This window comes from Massilia phyllostachyos (assembly GCF_021044825.1).
Classification (GTDB): Bacteria; Pseudomonadota; Gammaproteobacteria; order Burkholderiales; family Burkholderiaceae_D; genus Telluria; species Telluria phyllostachyos.
Genome location: NZ_JAJNOC010000001.1, coordinates 108,443 through 126,629, shown reverse-complemented (window position 1 = coordinate 126,629; position 18,187 = coordinate 108,443). Strand labels below are relative to the sequence as shown.

11 protein-coding genes are annotated in these 18,187 nt (G+C 66.9%); 3 read left to right on the top strand and 8 right to left on the bottom strand.

Features of this window, described 5'->3' with window-relative positions; all coding sequences use genetic code 11:
- The first annotated feature begins 109 nt into the window (after positions 1 to 109).
- Together LQ564_RS00415 and LQ564_RS00410 are read left to right on the top strand one after the other, a co-directional pair.
- A complete protein-coding gene (locus tag LQ564_RS00415; RefSeq protein ID WP_231056121.1) occupies positions 110 to 2,269 on the top strand; it encodes a S46 family peptidase in 2,160 nt (719 codons plus the stop codon).
- 307 nt (positions 2,270 to 2,576) lie between these two features.
- Entirely contained in the window at positions 2,577 to 3,650 is a 1,074-nt protein-coding gene (locus tag LQ564_RS00410; RefSeq protein WP_231056120.1) for an alpha/beta fold hydrolase, read from the top strand.
- On the opposite strand, the gene LQ564_RS00405 is transcribed toward LQ564_RS00410, so the two are convergent.
- Together LQ564_RS00405 and LQ564_RS00400 are read right to left on the bottom strand one after the other, a co-directional pair.
- Positions 3,631 to 4,278, bottom strand: coding sequence for a CatA-like O-acetyltransferase (locus tag LQ564_RS00405; RefSeq protein WP_231056119.1), 648 nt, complete (start codon positions 4,276 to 4,278; stop codon positions 3,631 to 3,633). The genes LQ564_RS00410 and LQ564_RS00405 overlap by 20 nt on opposite strands.
- Before the next feature lie 6 nt (positions 4,279 to 4,284).
- Complete coding sequence (locus LQ564_RS00400) at positions 4,285 to 5,736, bottom strand: APC family permease (RefSeq protein WP_231056118.1); 1,452 nt, start codon at positions 5,734 to 5,736, stop codon at positions 4,285 to 4,287.
- A gap of 226 nt (positions 5,737 to 5,962) precedes the next feature.
- Between LQ564_RS00400 and LQ564_RS00395 the strand changes: the two genes are divergently transcribed.
- Positions 5,963 to 7,147, top strand: coding sequence for a globin domain-containing protein (locus tag LQ564_RS00395; protein WP_231056117.1), 1,185 nt, complete (start codon positions 5,963 to 5,965; stop codon positions 7,145 to 7,147).
- A gap of 3 nt (positions 7,148 to 7,150) precedes the next feature.
- Here LQ564_RS00395 and LQ564_RS00390 read toward each other — a convergent pair whose 3' ends face one another.
- The 6 genes from LQ564_RS00390 to astA all read right to left on the bottom strand — a co-directional run bounded on the left by LQ564_RS00390 (position 7,151) and on the right by astA (position 18,177).
- Positions 7,151 to 8,269: an NADH:flavin oxidoreductase/NADH oxidase gene (locus tag LQ564_RS00390; protein WP_231056116.1), complete on the bottom strand. Its 1,119-nt coding sequence runs from the start codon at positions 8,267 to 8,269 to the stop codon at positions 7,151 to 7,153.
- A 166-nt stretch (positions 8,270 to 8,435) separates the two neighbouring features.
- Complete coding sequence (locus LQ564_RS00385; RefSeq protein ID WP_231056115.1) at positions 8,436 to 9,437, bottom strand: succinylglutamate desuccinylase; 1,002 nt, start codon at positions 9,435 to 9,437, stop codon at positions 8,436 to 8,438.
- Between the two features lie 4 nt (positions 9,438 to 9,441).
- Entirely contained in the window at positions 9,442 to 14,145 is a 4,704-nt protein-coding gene (locus tag LQ564_RS00380; RefSeq protein ID WP_231056114.1) for an NAD-glutamate dehydrogenase domain-containing protein, read from the bottom strand.
- Between the two features lie 184 nt (positions 14,146 to 14,329).
- Positions 14,330 to 15,673, bottom strand: coding sequence for an N-succinylarginine dihydrolase (gene astB / locus LQ564_RS00375; protein ID WP_231056113.1), 1,344 nt, complete (start codon positions 15,671 to 15,673; stop codon positions 14,330 to 14,332).
- A 7-nt stretch (positions 15,674 to 15,680) separates the two neighbouring features.
- Positions 15,681 to 17,150 (bottom strand): succinylglutamate-semialdehyde dehydrogenase, encoded by a 1,470-nt coding sequence (gene astD, locus LQ564_RS00370; protein ID WP_231056112.1) that lies wholly within the window; start codon positions 17,148 to 17,150, stop codon positions 15,681 to 15,683.
- Positions 17,143 to 18,177 carry an arginine N-succinyltransferase gene (gene astA, locus LQ564_RS00365; protein ID WP_231056111.1) on the bottom strand — a complete coding sequence of 345 codons (1,035 nt, stop codon included), beginning with the start codon at positions 18,175 to 18,177 and terminating at the stop codon, positions 17,143 to 17,145. Before astA ends, astD begins: the two co-directional genes overlap by 8 nt.
- Positions 18,178 to 18,187 lie beyond the last annotated feature (10 nt).

Below are 18,187 nucleotides of genomic sequence, written 5' to 3'. Positions count from 1 at the left end.
CGCGGTTTGTCCGGGCGAAATATTGGTTGACGATGCCTATCAGGATTACGGATACTCTCGGATGCTCTTGAAAGCCCATGAGTTCCCTTTCCCATAAAGACAGACGCGAATGAAAAAGACTCTCCTCTCGCTGGCCATCCTGACCAGCTTCGCCGCACAAGCGGACGAAGGCATGTGGATGCCGCAGCAGCTGCCACAAGTAGCCAAGCAACTGAAAGCCGCCGGCCTCAAGCTCGACCCGGCTTCCCTGACCAAGCTGACCGAATTCCCGATGGGCGCGATCGTGAGCCTGGGCGGCTGCTCGGCCTCCTTCGTATCGCCGCAGGGCCTGGTCATCACCAACCACCACTGCGTGTACAACAGTGTTGCCGTCAATTCGACCCCGGAACGCGACCTGCTGGCCAACGGCTTCCTGGCCAAGTCCTTCGGCGAGGAACTGCCGGCCGCCCCGGGCAGCCGCGTCTACGTGACCGAGGAAGTCGCGAACGTCACCAACCAGATCATCACCCCAGAAGTCGCCAAGCTGAGCGGCAAGGCCCGCATCGACGCCATCGAAAAGAATCAGAAGAAACTGGTGTCGGAATGCGAGAAGGACGCCGGCTACCGCTGCACCGTGGCCAGCTACTACGGCGGCCTGGAGTTCTACCGCCTGAAACAGCTCGAAATCCGTGACGTGCGCCTGGTGCACGCACCGCCGGCCGGCGTCGGCAAGTTCGGCGGCGACACCGACAACTGGATGTGGCCGCGCCACACCGGCGACTACGGCTTCTACCGCGCCTACGTGAGCAAGGACGGCAAGGCCGCCGAGTTCTCGAAGGACAACGTGCCTTACCAGCCGAAGCACCACCTGAAGATCGCCACCGAAGGTTCCAAAGAGGGCGACTTCGTCATGGTGCTGGGCTATCCGGGCCGCACCAACCGCCACCGCCTGCCGTCGGAAGTGGCGTCGACCTTCGACTGGAACTACCCGGCCTTCGTGCAGGCATCGGGCGAGACCCTGGCAATCATCGACCGCGAGACCAAGAACGACCCGGCCGCCAAGCTGAAGTACGCAGGCCAGATCGCGGGCGTGAACAACTACTACAAGAACCGCAAGGGCATGCTGACCTCCTACGAGAACAGCGACTTCCTGCAGCGCAAGACCGCCGAGCACAATGCCCTGAAGGCATGGGTGAACGCGACCCCGGCCCGCAAGGCGCAGTACGCCGCCGACATCGAGACCGCCGAGAAACTGATCGCCGAGCGCGACGCCGGCGCCAAGAAGAGCTTCTACCTGGGCTACGCCCAGCCGAAGTTCCTGTCCTCGGCCCGTTCGCTGTACCGCCTGGCCAACGAGCGCACCAAGCCGGACGCCGAGCGCAAGACCGGCTTCCAGGAACGCGACACCGCGCGCTGGAACTCGATCGTGGCCGGCCAGGACCGCACCTACGACGAGAAGGTCGACAAGGCGCTGGTGCTGCACTTCCTGACCAAGTACAACGCCCAGCCTGCGAACGAGCATGACGCCGCCTTCGACGCTGCCCTCGGCATCCGCGCCGGCATGAGCGAAGCCGAGCTGAAGGCCGCGCTGGACCGCATCTACGCGGGCTCCAAGCTGGCCAACAAGGAAGAGCGCACCGCCTGGCTGAGCAAATCGCCGGCCGACTTCAAGGCCTCGAACGACAGCTTCATCAAGGCCGCCGTCGCGATGTACGACGCGTCTATGCGCGAAGAAGCCCAGGAAGAGGAACTGGCAGGCAAGATCCAGCAAGCCTACGGCAACTACATGAAGGCGAAAATTGCCTACATGAACAGCAAGGGCCAGGCCGTCTACCCTGACGCCAACGGCACCCTGCGCGTAACCTTCGGCAAGATCGCCGGCCGTGACGTCGGCGCCGACGGCACCGAGGGCTGGACCGCTTTCACGACCATCAAGGGCGTGGTGGCCAAGCACACCGGCGAAGGCGAGTTCAACGCGCCGCAAGCCCAGCTGGCCGCGATCAAGGCCAAGGACTTCGGCAAGTACGTCGATCCGAAGCTGAAGACCGTGCCGGTCAACTACCTGGCGACCCTGGACATCACCGGCGGCAACTCGGGTTCGGCGGCGCTGAACTCGAAGGCCGAACTGATCGGCCTGGCCTTCGACGGCACCCTGGATTCGATCATCTCGGACTGGGACTTCAACAAGGCCATGACCCGCGACATCCAGGTCGACGTGCGCTACATCCTGTGGAACATGAAGCACGTGGACAAGGCGGATAATCTGCTGAAAGAGATGAACGTGCAGTAAGCGTTCGGTGGCGCCGCAAGGCGCCATGCGAGAAGCCACGCCGCCGCAAGGTTGCGTGGCTTTTTTATTCTAGCTAGCCCCACAACCGTCGTCCCGGCGAAGGCCGGGACCCAAGTTCGTGCCGATGCTTCTTCGTGTGAATCATGTGGTTCTCGTCGAAACTTGGATTCCCGCCTGCGCGGGAAGTCATGGGCGCCAGTGGCGCGCATGACGTTGTTTTGCTGACGGGGTGATTGAGGCGACACGACTTCCGCATACCCCGATTTGTACTTGCGCTATGCTTCCTCATCACTTCACGAGGCCGCACATGAGAATCCTCCTGCTGCTGTTGGCATCCCTCCTCGCCCCCATCGTCCACGCCCAGGACGACCCCTACGCCCCATCCCGCGCCATCATCGAAGACCTGTCGCGCATCGTTGCGCCCACCGGCGTGCAGGACTCGTACAAGACGTCGATCGGCGGCGTAGCCCAGTGGCTCAACGTACGCGGCCAGGACCGCGCCAATCCGATGATCCTGTTCGTGCACGGCGGCCCGGCTTCGCCGATCACGCCGACCATGTGGCAGTTCCAGCGCCCGATCGAGGAGTACTTCACGGTGGCGAACTGGGACCAGCGCGCTTCGGGGAAGAGCTACGGCGAGACCGCGCCGGAAAAGGTGGCGGACACCATCCGCATCGAACGCTACGTCGACGATGCGATCGAGGTGGCCGAGCACCTGAAGGCGCGCTACAAGCAGCGCAAGCTGATCCTGGTGGGCCACAGCTGGGGCACGGTGGTCGGCATGCTCGCGGCGCTGAAGCGCCCCGACCTGTTCCACGCCTACGTCGGCATCGGCCAGGTGCTGAACGTGCGCGAGAACGAGCGTATCAGCTTCGAGTACGCGTATGAACGTGCGAAGCGCGAAAACAACGGGGAAGCGGTGAAGGAGATGGCGTCGATCGCGCCCTACCCCGGCGACCAGCCGATCACCCGCGAGCGCATCATCATCGCGCGCAAGTGGCCGCAGCACTACGGCGGCTTGACGGCTTATCGCAGCGAGTCCGGCTACTTCTTCCGCGGCCCGCTGCTCTCGCCCGAGTACACCCCGCAGCAGGTCAAGGACATCGACAAGGGCAATGTGCTGACCCTGGCACGGGTGCTGCCGGCCTTCCTCGACGTCGACTTCAGCAGCGTGAAGCGTTTCCCGATCCCGGTCGTCATGTTCCTGGGGCGGCACGACTACACCACGCCGGCAGCGCCCACGGTAGCGTGGATGGAGAAGGTGGACGCGCCGTATAAGCGCGTGGTGTGGTTCGAGCGCTCGGCCCACATGGTCCCGTGGGAGGAGCCGGGCAAGCTTCTCGTCAGCCTGATCGAGGTCGTCAGGCCGCTGGCGAAATGATCGCTTCCAGCTCGGCCGCGATTGTAGAAGCCAGCTGGTGGATGTGGAAGCCGTCGACGAAGCCGTGGTGGGCCTGCACCGAGAACGGCAGCTCCAGGCGGCCGGGCGCACCGTCCCGGAACTTGCCCCAGGCAAGCGACGGAATGTCCGGATGCGCAATCGACGCACTCGGGTGCTGGATCGACGTAAAGGCGAGCCAGGGGATGCAGGTGATGAACACTTGCTCCTTCGCTTCGCGCAGGCCTAACGAGGCGTAGGCGGTGTTAAGCCGCTCCATGTTCGACGCCTGCTCGCGCGCCGCGACGCCGCGCGCGACGAATTCGCGCAGGTTGTCGCTCCAGTCGAACAGGGCGAAGTTCAGGTCGTTGTGCTGGTTGATCGCCGTGAAGGAGGGACGCAGGCGGTCGATGCGAAACACCTCGCCATCCAGCAGGCGGTAGCGGAAGTTCTCGACCTTCAGCACCGACCGCAGCACGGCAAACAAGAGCACGTGGAAGGGCGCCAGGCCTTCCTGCTTGCACCACGGCCGGAAGTCCGGCAGCTCGAGCGGAAAACAGATATTGACCGCCGCGCTGTCCATGCCGTTGAACAGGTCGAAGCGGTCGCGCCGCCGTTCGAACTTCTCCATGCGGGCTTACTGCTTGTTGAGGCGGCTGTGGCGCACGCTGTACAGGAAGTAGGTCGCGACCGCCACCGCCATCCAGATGAAGAACACGCGGAAGGTGGCCGGCGACAGGTCCTTCATGATGTACAGGCAGGCGCACACCGACAGGCCCGGGATCACGTAAGGGCCGAACGGCACGCGGAAGTGGCCCGGCTCGCCCTTGCCCTGCTTGGCGCGGATCACCGGCACCGCGATCGAGACCACGATGAAGGCGGTCAGCGTGCCCATGCTCACCATGTCCCACAAGAAGGTCGCGTCGACCAGGCCGGCCACCACGCCCACCACCAGGCAGACGATCACGGTATTGCTGGTCGGGGCCAGGGTGCGCTTGTTCACCTTCTGGAAGGTCTTCGGAATCAGGCCGTCGCGGCTGATCGCGTACAGGATGCGGGTCTGGCCGTAGATCGTCACCAGGGTCACCGAGAACACCGAGACCACCGCGCCGGCCGACAGCACCAGCGCCGGCCAGGCCTGGCCGGTCACGTTCTGCAGGATCACCGACAGGCCGGCCTGCTGGCCCGCGAACATGTGCGCCGGCTGGGCGCCCATCGCGGCGACCGCCACCAGCAGGTAGAAGGCGGTCACGATCAGCAGAGCGGCCAGGATCCCGATCGGGACGTTGCGGCGCGGGTTGTTGGTTTCTTCGCCGGCGGTGGCGATGGTGTCCAGGCCGATGAAGGAGAAGAACACGGTGCCGGCGGCGGCGGTCACGCCGGCCATGCCGACGTAGCCGCTTTCCTTGTCCGGGCTGAAGAAGGGCGTGAAGTTGGCGCTGTCGAAACCGGTGAAGGCGATCACCGAGAAGAACACCAGGATCGCCAGCTTGACCAGCACCATGATGGCGTTGGTGGTGGCCGATTCCTTGGTGCCGCGCACCAGCAGCAGGCAGCACATCGCGATCAGGATCACCGGCGGCAGGTTGAAGTTACCGGGCGTGAAATGCACGTTGTGGTGGTCGGACACGAACATCGGCGAACGCAGCTGGGCCGGAATCTCCCAGCCGAAGGCGTTCAGCAGGAAGTTATTCAGGTAGTCGGACCAGCCGATCGCCACCGCGCTCCCCGCCAGGCCGTATTCGAGCAGCAGGCAGGCCGCGACGATGAAGGCGGCGAACTCGCCGACGGTGGCGTAGGCGAAGGAATAGGAGGAGCCCGCGGCCGGCACCCGGCCCGCCAGCTCGGCGTAGCACAGCGCCGTCAGGCCGGCGGTGAGGGCCGCCAGCAGGAAGGACAGGATCACGGCAGGGCCGGCCTTGGGCACCGCTTCGACCATGGTGAAGAAGATGCCGGTGCCGATGGTGGCGCCGACGCCGATCATGGTCAGCGGGAACAGGCCGAGCGACCGTTGCAGGCCCCCTTCTCCCTCGTGGTGACGTTCAGCCGTTTTGGTACGGATCAGCTTTTGGCCCAGGGTCAGATTCACGAAAGGTCCTTTGGTGGCACAGTTATTCAAGGCATCGGCGGCTCGACTGGGCCGCTTGTCAGAGCAGCGATTATAGGGGTTTTGTGTTCTTTCAATAAAATAGTTTGCTGAAACATATATTCAATGTGAATCTTTGTTAGAATGGCTGCGTCCGCACCGTCCATACGCGTCCGGACTCTTTTTTGGGCTTAAACATACAATTCAAATACATCAATAAGGACACACCATGATCTCCGCCGCTTCCCGCCCCTACATCGACGCCTCCGTTCCCGTCCTGCGCGAACATGGTCTCACCATCACCACGACCTTCTACGCCAGCATGTTCGCCGCCCACCCGGAGCTGAAGAACCTGTTCAACATGGGCAACCAGGTGAGCGGCGTGCAGCAGCAATCGCTGGCGTCGGCGGTGTTCGCGTACGCGGCCAACATCGGTAACGCGGCCGCGCTGGGTCCGGTGGTGAGCCGCATCGTGCACAAGCATGCCTCGGTCGGCATCCGCGCCGACCACTATCCGATCGTCGGCCACCACCTGCTGGGCGCGATCAAGACCGTGCTGGGCGACGCCGCCACCGAACCGCTGCTCAAGGCATGGGAAGAGGCCTACACCTCGCTGGCGCGCCTGTTGATCGATGCGGAAGTGAAGATGTACGCGGAAGCCGGCGTGCAGCCGGGCGAAACGCGTTCGATGCGCGTGCTGGATGTGGTGCGCGAGAGCGACAATGTGATCGCGATCCGCTTCGCGCCGGAGAGCGGCGAGCTGCCGCCGTTCCGGGCAGGCCAGTACGTCAGCGTGGCGGTGGACTTCGCCGACGGCCACCGCCAGCTGCGCCAGTACAGCCTGTCCGACGCGCCGGGCAAGGATTCGATGCGCATCTCGGTCAAGCGAGAGGACGGCGGCGCCCATCCGGCCGGCGAGGTCTCGGCCTGGCTGCACGCGAACGTCAAGGCGGGCGACCTGCTGCAGGTGAGCCATCCCTTCGGCGACTTCCTGCCGGACACCGAGTCGGACGAGCCGGTGGTGTTCCTTTCGGCCGGCGTCGGCATCACGCCGATGATCGCGGCGCTGAACCGCATCGCCATGGTGAACCCGCAGCGGCGCGTGATCTTCGCCCATGCGGCGCGGAACAGCGGCCACCATGCGCACCAGCGTGACGTGGCCGCCGCGCAGGCGCGCATGCCGCACCTGCACGTCGTGACCTTCCACGAGGAAGACGCCGCCGCCGGTGTCCTGCAAGGAATGATGGAATTGAACCGCCTGCCCTCATGGCCGCGCGGCGAGACCGACGTCTACCTGTGCGGTCCCCTGCCCTTCATGCAGGCGCAGTGGAATGCGCTGCTGGCCGCCGGCGCGCCTGCGGCCAAGCTGCACCGCGAGGTGTTCGGCCCGGACCTGCTGGACAACCTGCTGTAAGCCTTAGCGCTGGCCGAGCCGGGTGCTGCCGAACAGCTCCTTGTACTCGCGCGGCTGCGAGCGCCAGTATTGCGGCGGGGCGAACACCTGGTCGCCCAGCTCGGCCGCCGCATGCCAGGGCCAGCGCGGGTCGTACAGCATGGCGCGCGCCAGGGCCACCACATCGGCCTGGGCCTGCTGCAGGATGGTTTCCGCCTGCCGCGCCTCCGTGATCAGGCCGACGCCGATGGTCGGCATGCCGGTCTCGCGCTTGATGCGCGCGGCGAAGTCGATCTGGTAGCCCGGGCCCACCGGAATCGTCTGCCGCGGCGACAGGCCGCCGCTGGAGACGTGCATGAAGTCGCAGCCGCGTTCCTTCAGCGCTTGCGCGAAGCGCACGCTCTGTTCGATCTCCCAGCCGCCTTCGACCCAGTCGGTGGCCGAGATGCGCATCCCGACCGCCATCTCCGTCGGCACCGCGGCGCGCACGGCGTCGAACACCTCGAGCGGGAAGCGCATGCGGTTTTCCAGCGAACCGCCGTATTCATCTGTTCGGATATTCGAAAGCGGCGACAGGAACTGGTGCAGCAGGTAGCCGTGGGCGCCGTGCAGCTCGATGCCGTCCAGGCCGAGGGCATGGGCGCGCTTCGCTGCAGCCACGAAGCCGTCCTTGATGCGCGCCAGGCCGTCGGCGTCGAGCGCCAGCGGCACGGTTTCTCCATCGGCATGCGGCACGCTGGACGGCGCGACGGTCTGCCAGCCGCGCGGCTGGTCGGGCGGAATGTTGGCGCCGCCTTCCCACGGCACCTCGCTGGATGCCTTGCGGCCGGCGTGGGCCAGCTGGATGGCGATCTTGATGGGTGAGTGGCGGCGCATCGCGGCGATGACGGGTTTTAGTGCATCGGCATGCGCATCGGACCACAGGCCCAGGTCATCGGGCGAGATGCGGCCCTCGGGCGTCACGGCGGTCGCTTCGATGATCAGCAGAGCGGCGCCGGACAGGGCGAGGTGGCCGAGGTGGATGGTGTGCCAGTCGGTGGGCAGGCCATCGACGGCGGAATACTGGCACATCGGCGCGATGGCGATGCGGTTGGTGAGGTGGAGGGGGCCCAGGGTGACTGGGGAGAAAAGCTTGCTGCTCATGAGGCCTCCGCTTGGTGCAAAAGTCTCAGTCTAGCGCTGTGGGGTAAATCGTGCTGCGCGGCTTCGGGATAAGAAATTGTATCCCGGCCTGCGCCGGGATGACGGTTTTAAAGCCAACAGTGTAAGCACGTCGTCCCGGCGCAGGCCGGGACCCAAGTTTGCTCGATCAGCCGATACGAACAACCATCAGCCCCGCACGCAAGCCAACCCGCACATCCGGATTGGGGAAAACAACCAGCTCTTCATCGTGCTCGACGGTATAAACAGTCTCGCCATCCGTCGCAATCACTTCACCCTTCTTCATCGGCGTGAAGTTCCACGTCTCCCGCCCCACCGACATGCTGAACGCATCCGACAGCTTGATCACCTGCCGTGCGGTGGCAAACACGTGCGGCCGCACCTTGGCCGCCGCAGCCGGCTGCCCACGCAGCAACCGATCCAGCGCCTTCGAAGCATCCGCAAACTGCGACAAATCATTCTGCCCCAGCGTCCCCACCTTCCCCAGCTCCACGGTCGTACCCGCCGCCCCGTGGTGCTCCGCCGAGTAGTAGCTATACGTGCCCACCGACTTCGGATTCATGATGACCGCCCCGATCGCCGCCTCGCCCAGCCAGTCGATCAAGACCCGGCGCGGCGCGTCGGCAATCAGCTCCGGTACGATCGCGAACATCGGATAGTGCGAAGAGCGGATCGCCGTGTGCAGGTCGAGGTGCCAGCGCTGCGGCCCGGCGCCGGCGAAGAAGTCCACCGTCGCGGCGATGATCGCATCGGCGCGCGCGGCCTCGAAGGTGCCGGCCAGCGAACCGCGCTCGGCACGGAACATGCGGTTCAGGTCCGCATCGATGAAGCGCTTGCCCTGGGCGATGGCGTCGATGCTGCCGACGCACAGCATCAGGTCCACCGCCAGCGCGGCAGGCGTATGCGACAGGGCTTCGATCAGCCAGGCGACCATTTCGATCGGCCCGGTCTCGTCGCCGTGCACGCCCACCGACACCAGCACGGCGGGCCGGCCGGCGGAAGGCGTGGCCGCCTTCACCGTCAGGATGCCGCGCGCCGGCAGGCCGACCGCGAAGCCGGCCTGCGCGAAGCGCTGCGCCACCGCGCCGAAGTCGCCTCCGGCGAGGGCGCGCACCGCTTCCGGCAGCGCTGGATTGTCGGCAGCGCTCATCGCTTTACGCAGCCAGACGGTCCGGATTCGAACCTTCCGACAGCGCCCACACGTCCAGCATCGCCTGCTCCAGGTCCACCGGCTGTGCGAAGCCGGTCAGGCCGCGCGCTTCGGTGACCGCCTTGACGGCCGCCTGCGCATCGCCGCTGGTGCCGGCCTGCGCGATCACCTGCAGCAGCAGGCGCTGCTGGGTGCGGCGCAGGGCCTGCATCGCGTAGTTGCGCAGCTGTTCCTGCGACTTGCTCTGGGCCGGCAGCTTCAGGCCGCGCTCGAGCATGTCGATGCCGGCCTGCTGGCGCAGCAGCATGCCGACCTGCAGGAACTGGGCCAGGCTCATGCCGCTCGGACGCTGCACCGACACCGCCGCGAACAGGAAGGTGGCCAGCGACTCGATGGTCTCGACCGCCTTCCAGGCCGCGGTGAAGTCGGACGGCAGGCTGCCGTGGCCATCGGCTTCGGAACGGGCCGGGGTGAGTGAACGCAGCTGGTCGGCCTGGCCGAACAGCGTGGACAGCTCGGCCATGCCGTCGGCGCCGCTTGGGAGCGACAGCACGCCCTCCATCACGGCGCGCAGCAGCGCACGGGTGCGCGCGTCGACCATCATCGAGACGTCGCGCGGCACACGCAGCGCATCGGCGTCGAGGGCGTCGAACACCGGCGCCAGGTGCAGCGCCGACCACGCGCGGGCCCAGGCCTTGACCACTTCGGTCTCGTCGACGTGGTGCTCGGCCGCCAGGTCGCGCAGCATCAGCGGTCCGCAGCGGTTGACCGCTTCGTTGGCCAGCACGGTCGCCAGGATGGCGTTGGCCAGCGGGTGGTTCAGCGGATCGCGGGTGGCGACCAGCTGGGCCGGGAAGTAAGGACGCAGCAGCGAATCGGCCCAGCTCTCGCCGGTCAGGTCGATCGCCGACAGGGTGCGCTTGAAGCGGTTCTTGACGTTGGCGATGACCACCGCCAGTTCCGGCGCGGAGAGGCCCAGGCCCAGCGCCTTGCGGCGCTGCAGCTCGGTATCGCTCGGCAGCTGTTCCAGCTCGCGGTTGACCGCGCCCTCGCCTTCCAGGTTCGTGATCAAGGCCGCGTAGCCGTCGACCACCGAAGCGGCGGCCTGCGCCTGCACTTCGCGGGTGAGCAGGTGGGTCTGCAGCGTGTTGTCGCGCAGGACCAGGTCTTCCACGGCGCCGGTCATCTCGTTCAGCACGCGGTTGCGATCATCTTCCGACAGCTCGCCCGCATTGACTTCGGTGTCGAGCCAGATCTTGATGTTGACTTCGTGGTCGGAGCAATCCACACCCGCCGAGTTGTCGATCGCATCGGTGAAGATGCGGCCGCCGGCCAGCGCGAATTCGATACGGCCGGCCTGGGTCGCGCCCAGGTTGCCGCCTTCGGCCACCACCTTGCAGCGCAGCTCGTTGCCGCTGACGCGGATGCGGTCGTTGGCGCGGTCCTTCACTTGCGCGTGGGTCTCGCTCGAGGCCTTGATGTAGGTGCCGATGCCGCCGTTGTAGAACAGGTCGACCGGCGCCAGCAGGATGCGGTGCATCAGCTCTTCCGGCGACAGCGACGATTCCTTGATGTCCAGCGCCGCGCGGATTTCCGGCGACAGCTCGATCGAACGCGCGGTGCGCGGGAACACGCCGCCGCCCTGCGAGATCAGCGACTTGTCATAGTCTTCCCACGAGGAGCGCGGCAGCGCGAACATGCGCTCGCGTTCCTTGAACGACACCGCGACGTCCGGGTTCGGATCCAGGAAGATGTGGCGGTGGTCGAAGGCCGCCACCAGTTTGAGCTGGCGCGACAGCAGCACGCCGTTGCCGAACACGTCGCCCGACATGTCGCCCACGCCGACCACGGTGATCGGGGTGGTCGTCATGTCGTGGCCCAGTTCATAGAAGTGGCGCTTGACCGCTTCGAAGGCGCCCTTGGCGGTGATGCCCATCTTCTTGTGGTCGTAGCCGTTCGAGCCGCCCGAGGCAAAAGCGTCGCCCAGCCAGAAGCCACGCTTGACGGCGATGCTGTTGGCGATGTCGGAGAAGGTCGCGGTGCCCTTGTCGGCGGCCACCACCAGGTAGGGGTCGTCCTGGTCATAGCGCACGGTGTTCTCCGGCGGGACGATGGCGCCGCGCACGCGGTTGTCGGTCACTTCCAGCAGGCTGGAGATGAACAGGCGGTACACCGATTCGCCTTCCGCCGCCACCACTTCACGCGGGGCGCCGGTCGGCATCTGCTTGCACACGAAGCCGCCCTTGGAGCCGGCCGGCACGATGACGGCGTTCTTCACCATCTGGGCCTTGACCAGGCCGAGCACCTCGGTGCGGTAGTCTTCCATGCGGTCCGACCAGCGCAGGCCGCCGCGGGCAACCGGGCCGCCGCGCAGGTGCACGCCTTCGAAGCGGCGCGAGAACACGTAGATCTCGCGGTAAGGACGCGGTTCCGGCGCCAGCACCAGGTTGCTGGTGTCGACCTTGAAGATGATCTTCTCGCCGTCATTTTGGAAATAGTTGGTGCGTACGGTGGCCAGGGCCAGGTCGACCAGCGCCGCCATGATTTCCTCGGTGTCGGCGTGGTTCACGTTCGACAGGCCGGTGCGCAGGGCCGCCAGCTTGGCGGTGCCGGCGGCGTGCTCGGAGTCGCTCAGCTTCGGATCGAAGCGCAGCAGGAAGGCGGTGACGAATTCCTTCACCAGGGCCGGCTGGGTGCGCAGCGTTTCCGCCATGTAGCGCACCGAGAACTTGGAGCCGAGCTGGCGCCAGTAGCTGATGTAGGCGCGCACCAGCTGCACTTCGCGCATCGACAGGCCGCCTTCGATGGTCAGGCCGTTCATGCGGCCGTCTTCGGCGTCGTTGTTGAACAGGGCGGTGAACAGCTCCTCGGCCACCGGGATGATGCCCTGCTTGACCAGCTTGGCGCCGCTCTCGTCGTCCACGGCCAGCGCGGTGACGTTGTGGATGCTGCCGTCGGCGGCCTTGATGGTCCAGGTCTGTTCGCGGTCCACGGCGATGCCGGCGTTCTGCAGGGCCGGCAGGATGCGCGACAGCGACGGCACGGTCTCGCCCGAGTACATGCGGATCGAGGCGTCGATGCCGTTGGCGTCGTCGCCCGGTTCCACGCGCACGGCGACGCGGTCCGATTGGCCCTTGTTCAGCAGGGCCTGCAGGTCGCGGAAGGCGGTTTCCGGCGCGGTGTTGGTGACGAAGCTGACCGGCAGGTTGGCGCCGAGCTTGCGCAGGCTGCCGCGCAGCGCGCCGTCTTCGATGGTGTTGGTGGCGGCGGCGAAGCGGTCGTGCCAGCCGTCCAGCACCGACAGCAGTGGCTGCTGGATGTCGGTTTCCAGGTCCAGCGGGTAGCGCGCGGCGTGGGCGATCAGGTAGACGCGCGCCAGCGGGCCATCGGCCACCAGGGTCTGCACGCGCACGTCACTGGCGCCCGAGCTGTCCTTGAGGGCCGAGGCCAGGCTCGCGGCCACGGCGGCGCTGTAGCGCTCGCGCGGCAGGTAGACCAGCACGTTCAGGTGGCGCGCATACACGTCGCGGCGCGCGAACACCTTCGGGCGCGGCTGCTTGTACAGCGACACCACCGAGGAGCACACCTGGGCCAGCCATTCCGGATCGGCTTCCAGCGCTTCGGTGCGCGGCAGCGACTCGAGGATCTCGACGAACTTCTCGGCGCGGAAGCCTTCCTGGCGCACGCCGGCGATCGACAGCACCTTGGCCACGCGGCCGCGCGCGAACGGCAGGCGCGCCAGCGGGGTCGCGGTGGCGGCGCGGGTGAACAGGCCGACGAAGCAGTGCTCGCCGAGGATCTTGCCCTGGGCGTCGGTGTCGCGCACGCCGATGAAGTCGAGCGGCTGGTCGCGGTGCAGGGTGCCTTCGACGTCGGCTTTCACGATCGACAGGGTGTCGGCGCGGCGCGACAGGGTTTCGAAGTCGCCCGGGATGTTGGCCAGGCAAGTGCCGTAGACCGGGTGGCCGGTGTCGGCCAGCACGCCGACGCGGCTCGGAACGTCGCGTTCGAGTTCGCGCACGCCTTCCTTGACCATGTAATAGGCGTAGCCGAAGGGTTCGAAGCCTTCGTTCTTGGCCCACTCGAGGAAGGCGGCCACTTCCTGGCCTTCGGCGCTGCCGGCTTGCGCGGCGGCCGCGGCGACGGCGGTCATGCGGTCGGCCATCTTGACGGCGTCGCGGTGCACGACGGCGGCGTCGTTGGCGACCATGCGAATGCGCGCGGTCAGGGAATCCAGTTCGGAGAATTCGAGCTCGTCGCTCATCAGGATCAGCACGATCGATTCCAGCGGCGCGCCGGCTTCGCCGACCGAGACCGCGGCGCCGTCGGCGTCACGGCGCACCGGCAGCACGGCATTCATCACGCCGGCGGCGCTCTGGCGCTCCTTGCGCAGGGCCATGACGAAGGAATCGACCAGGTAAGGCATGTCGTCATTCAGGATCAGCAGCGCGGTCGCCATGCCGCCGCGCGCGTCGGCGTAGCGCATCTGCGCGATCTGGCAGCCGGGCGCGGTGCGCCTGGCCAGTTGCGAGAACCCTTCCCACAGCACCGGCGCCAGGCTGGCGGGCGCGGTGCCGGCCAGGTCCTCGTCGTCGAGCGATCCGAGCCAGGCGCTGACCAGGGCGCCGACCTGCTTGGTATCGCCGGCGTGGTTTGCGTTGACCAGGGTAAGCGTCTGGTTGCGCAAATCTTGAGACATGTCGTTCATCTTGCTTCTCCAAAGTTTGTGTGCCTGGGCGCGTTCCTGCTTGTGGCTGCGCGCTGCCCCTGCCTTAGTTGGACGGGGGTCTCCCGTCCGAATGCCGTGCGCCGGCTCCCCGCCCGCGCGTCAATCCGGTATTAGAACATGCCGTAAGGACGCGGTCACCCACGATCCGTACGGCGCTTGGGTGTTACGAAAGGTCGTACAGGCCGGGCAGGCCGAGAAGGCGTTCCAGCTCCTCCAGCGCGGCCATGCATTCGAGCGCCAGCTGCGGGTCGGCCAGGTCCTTCGGCTCGACCCGGTCGCGGTAGTGGCGCTCGACCCAGGCCACCAGGCGCGCATACAGCTCCTCGGTCATGATCACGCCGCCGTGCATGGCCGCCGCTTCCTCGTCGGTCAGCGCCACGCGCAGGCGCAGGCAGGCAGGCCCGCCGCCGTTGCGCATGCTCTGGCGCAGGTCGAACTCGATCAGTTCGTCGATCGGGCCGCCACTGGCCACCAGGCCGTTCAGGTAGCGCGCCACCGCTGCGTTCTCACGGCATTCGTGCGGCACCACCAGGGCCATGCGGCCGTCCGGCTTGGTGAGCAGCTGGCTGTTGAACAGGTAGCTGGCCACGGCGTCCGCCACCGGCACCTCGCCGCTCGCCACGCGCACCGGCAGCAGGTCGGTGTCGACGGCGCCCATGGCGCGGCGCAGGGCGTCCAGCGTCGCGGCCTCGTCGAAGAAGGCCTGGTCATGGTAGAACAGCACGTTGCCGTTGCCGACCGCGATCACGTCGTTGTGGAACACGCCCTGGTCGATCACGTCCGGGTTCTGCGAGGCGAACACGGTGCGCGCCGGGTCGAGGCCGTGCAGGCGCGCGACCGCCGCCGATGCTTCCAGGGTCTGGCGCGCCGGGTATTTTTTCGGCGCCGGGGCCGAGGGGTCGAATTCGACGCGGCCGTAGACGAAGAACTCCACGCCGGCCGCGCCGTGCGAGGCCGCGAAACGGGTGTGGTTGGCCGCGCCCTCGTCGCCGAAGGCCGGCACCGGCGGCAGCGCGTCGTGCACCACGAAGCGGTTGCTGTCGCCGAAGATGGCGCGCAGGGTGCGGGTGGCCTGCACGTGCTCTTCCGAGCGGTGCAGCTTGTTGTTCAGGTTCGCGGCGGTGAAGTGCACGCGGCCGTCCTGCGAGTCGGCCGAGGGACTGACGGTGGCCGCGTTCGCGGTCCACATCGGCGCCGCCGAGTAAGCACAGGCCAGGATCACCGGCGCTTCGCGCCAGGCGTGGGACAGCACGTCGGCGTCGGTGCCAGAAAAACCAATGCGGCGCAGCAGGCGGAAGTTGGGGCGTGCCTGCGGCGGCATCACGGCTTGCGCGAAGCCGCGCGCGGCCAGGGCCCGCATCTTGGCCAGGCCCTGCAGGGCGGCCTGGCGCGGGTTCGAGGCGCTCCTCACATTGCTGAAGGAGGCGACGTTGCCGAAGGAGAGGCCGGCGTAGTTGTGGGATGGGCCGACCAGGCCGTCGAAGTTGTATTCGCGAGCGGTACGCATATCGTGCTTAGAAAGTCAGGCCGGGCGACAGCTTGGCCGGCATTTCGAGTTCGGCCGTCTCGATCGAGGCGACCGGGTAGGCGCAGTAATCCGCGGCATAGTAGGCGCTCGGGCGGTGGTTGCCCGATTTACCGACGCCGCCGAAGGGCGCCGAGCTGGCCGCGCCGGTGGTCGGGCGGTTCCAGTTGACGATGCCGGCGCGGGCGCGCACGGCGAAGCGCTTCCACAGGTCTTCGGACGGCGACAGCAATGCCGCGGCCAGGCCGAATTCGGTGGCGTTGGCGGCACGCAGGGCGGCGTCGAAGTCCTTCACGCGGATCACCTGCAGCAGGGGGCCGAACCACTCTTCATCCGGGATGCCTTGCGCGTCGGTGGTGTCGACGATGCCGGCCGTGACGAAACCGGCGTTCGGGTCGGGCTGCCGCATCTGCAGCAGCACCTTGCCGCCCTTGGCCGCCATCTCGGCCTGCGCCTGCACCAGGCGTGCGGCCACGGCGCTCGATACCACGGGGCCCATGAAGGGCTGCGGCTCGGCGTTCGAGGCGCCGACCTGCAGTTTCGACGCCACTTCCACCAGGCGATCAAGGAAGGCTTGCGCCTGCGGCGTGTCCTGGATGATCAGGCGGCGCGCGCAGGTGCAGCGCTGGCCGGCCGAGATGAAGGCGGACATCACGGTGTGGTGGACGGCGGCGTCGATATCACTGACGTCCCACACCACCAGCGGGTTGTTCCCGCCCATTTCCAGCGCCAGCATCTTGCCCGGCTGGCCGCCGAACTGCTTGTGCAGGGCCGTGCCGGTCTGGCTGCTGCCGGTGAACAGGATGCCGTCGATATCGCCATTCTGGCCAAGCGCCACGCCGGTCTCGCGGCCGCCGTTGACCAGGTTCAGCACACCTTGCGGCAGGCCGGCCCGCTCCCACAGCTGCACGGTTTTCACCGCGGTGCGCGGCGCGTATTCGCTCGGCTTGAACACCACGGTGTTCCCCGCGATCAGGGCCGGCACGATGTGGCCGTTCGGCAGGTGGCCGGGGAAGTTGTAGGGGCCGTAGACGGCGAACACGCCGTGCGGACGGTGGCGCAGCACGGCGTTGCCGTCGGCGACCTTCGCTTGGGTTTCGCCGGTGCGGCTGCCGTGGGACTGGACCGAGATGTCGATCTTGTTCGCCATGGTCGTCACTTCGGTGCGCGCTTCCCACAGCGGCTTGCCGACTTCCTCGGCGATGGTGGCGGCCAGCTCCTCGCTGTTTTCCTTCAGCAGGTCGCGGAAGCGCGTGGCGACCGCGATGCGCTCTTCGAGCGGGGTCAGCGCCCAGGCTTCGAAGGATGCGCGCGCGGCGGCGACGGCGCGGGCCACGTCCTCGCTCGTGGATTCGTTGCTGGTCCAGGTCTGGCGGCCGGTGGACGGGTCGATGGTGGCCAGTTCGCGGCCGCTGCCGGCGAGCCAGGCGCCGTCGATGAAGTTCGAAAGGTTAGGCATGCGCGTTCTTCCTTGTGGTGAGGGGCAGCGTGCGCACCTCGTCGCCGGCCTGCACACGCAGTTGCGACAGCTCGTGGGCGCTCAGTGCGATGCGGGCGGCGCCGGGCACGCCGCGGGTCAGGATCATGCGGAAATCGGCCAGGCGGGTGTTCGACACCAGCAGGTGTTCGGTCTCCTCCTCGGGCGCCGCTTCCTCGGCCACCGCCAGCACCGAGTCGCGCACCGCGCGTAGCTCGGACACGCGGCCCTGCAGCACCGGGCCGGCGTCGAAAATGTCGACGTAGCCTTCGTAGTGCATGCCCTCGTTTTCCAGCAGCTTCCTGGCCGGCTGGGTCGAGGTGTGGACCTTGCCGATCACCTCGCGCGCCGACTCCGGCAGGTAGTCGACGTACAGCGGCTGGCGCGGCATCAGTTCGGCGATGAAGGACTTCTTGCCGATCGCGGTGAGGCCGTCGACGTGGTCGAAGTCCATCTTGAAGAAGTGGCGGCCCAGGCCCTCGTAGAAGGGCGAGACGCCGTGCTCGTCCTGGTAGCCGCGCATCTCGGCGATGATCTTCTCGGTGAACAGCTGCTGGAACTGGGCGATGAACAGGAAGCGGCTCTTGGAGAGCCACTTGCCGTTGAAGCCGGCGCGGTACTGCGGCAGCAGGAACAGCGAGCACAGCTCCGAGGCGCCGGTCAGGTCGTTCGACAGGTACAGGGTCTCCATGCGCGTGAACACGTTCAGTTCGCGGCTGCAGTGCACCAGGGTGCCGATGCGGTAGTTGTAGAACGGCTCGGTGAGGCCGACCGCGCCCTTGATCGCGCAGACGCCGGCGATGCTGCCGTCGCCCGTGTGCTCGAGCACGAACATGTAGTCGCGCTGCTCGGGCGGGATGGTCTGGTTGAAGGAGGCGACCGCGGTGGCGACGCGGTCGCCCAGCATCTTGCGGTCCGGCTTGAGGGTGGTCATGCCGCTGCCGGCCTGGCGCGCCATCTCGATCAGGGCGTCCAGGTCGGCGGTTTGTACTGCACGGATAACGAGCATGTCGTCCTCT

Excerpts from the sequence above, each read along its gene's own strand:
- LQ564_RS00390 (WP_231056116.1), bottom strand. The coding sequence starts at position 8,269 with ATGAGCAGCAAGCTTTTCTCCCCAGTCACCCTGGGCCCCCTCCACCTC.
- astA (WP_231056111.1), bottom strand. The coding sequence starts at position 18,177 with ATGCTCGTTATCCGTGCAGTACAAACCGCCGACCTGGACGCCCTGATC.
- LQ564_RS00415 (WP_231056121.1), top strand. The coding sequence starts at position 110 with ATGAAAAAGACTCTCCTCTCGCTGGCCATCCTGACCAGCTTCGCCGCA.
- astB (WP_231056113.1), bottom strand. The coding sequence starts at position 15,673 with ATGCGTACCGCTCGCGAATACAACTTCGACGGCCTGGTCGGCCCATCC.
- LQ564_RS00410 (WP_231056120.1), top strand. The coding sequence starts at position 2,577 with ATGAGAATCCTCCTGCTGCTGTTGGCATCCCTCCTCGCCCCCATCGTC.
- astD (WP_231056112.1), bottom strand. The coding sequence starts at position 17,150 with ATGCCTAACCTTTCGAACTTCATCGACGGCGCCTGGCTCGCCGGCAGC.
- LQ564_RS00385 (WP_231056115.1), bottom strand. The coding sequence starts at position 9,437 with ATGAGCGCTGCCGACAATCCAGCGCTGCCGGAAGCGGTGCGCGCCCTC.
- LQ564_RS00405 (WP_231056119.1), bottom strand. The coding sequence starts at position 4,278 with ATGGAGAAGTTCGAACGGCGGCGCGACCGCTTCGACCTGTTCAACGGC.
- LQ564_RS00380 (WP_231056114.1), bottom strand. The coding sequence starts at position 14,145 with ATGAACGACATGTCTCAAGATTTGCGCAACCAGACGCTTACCCTGGTC.
- LQ564_RS00395 (WP_231056117.1), top strand. The coding sequence starts at position 5,963 with ATGATCTCCGCCGCTTCCCGCCCCTACATCGACGCCTCCGTTCCCGTC.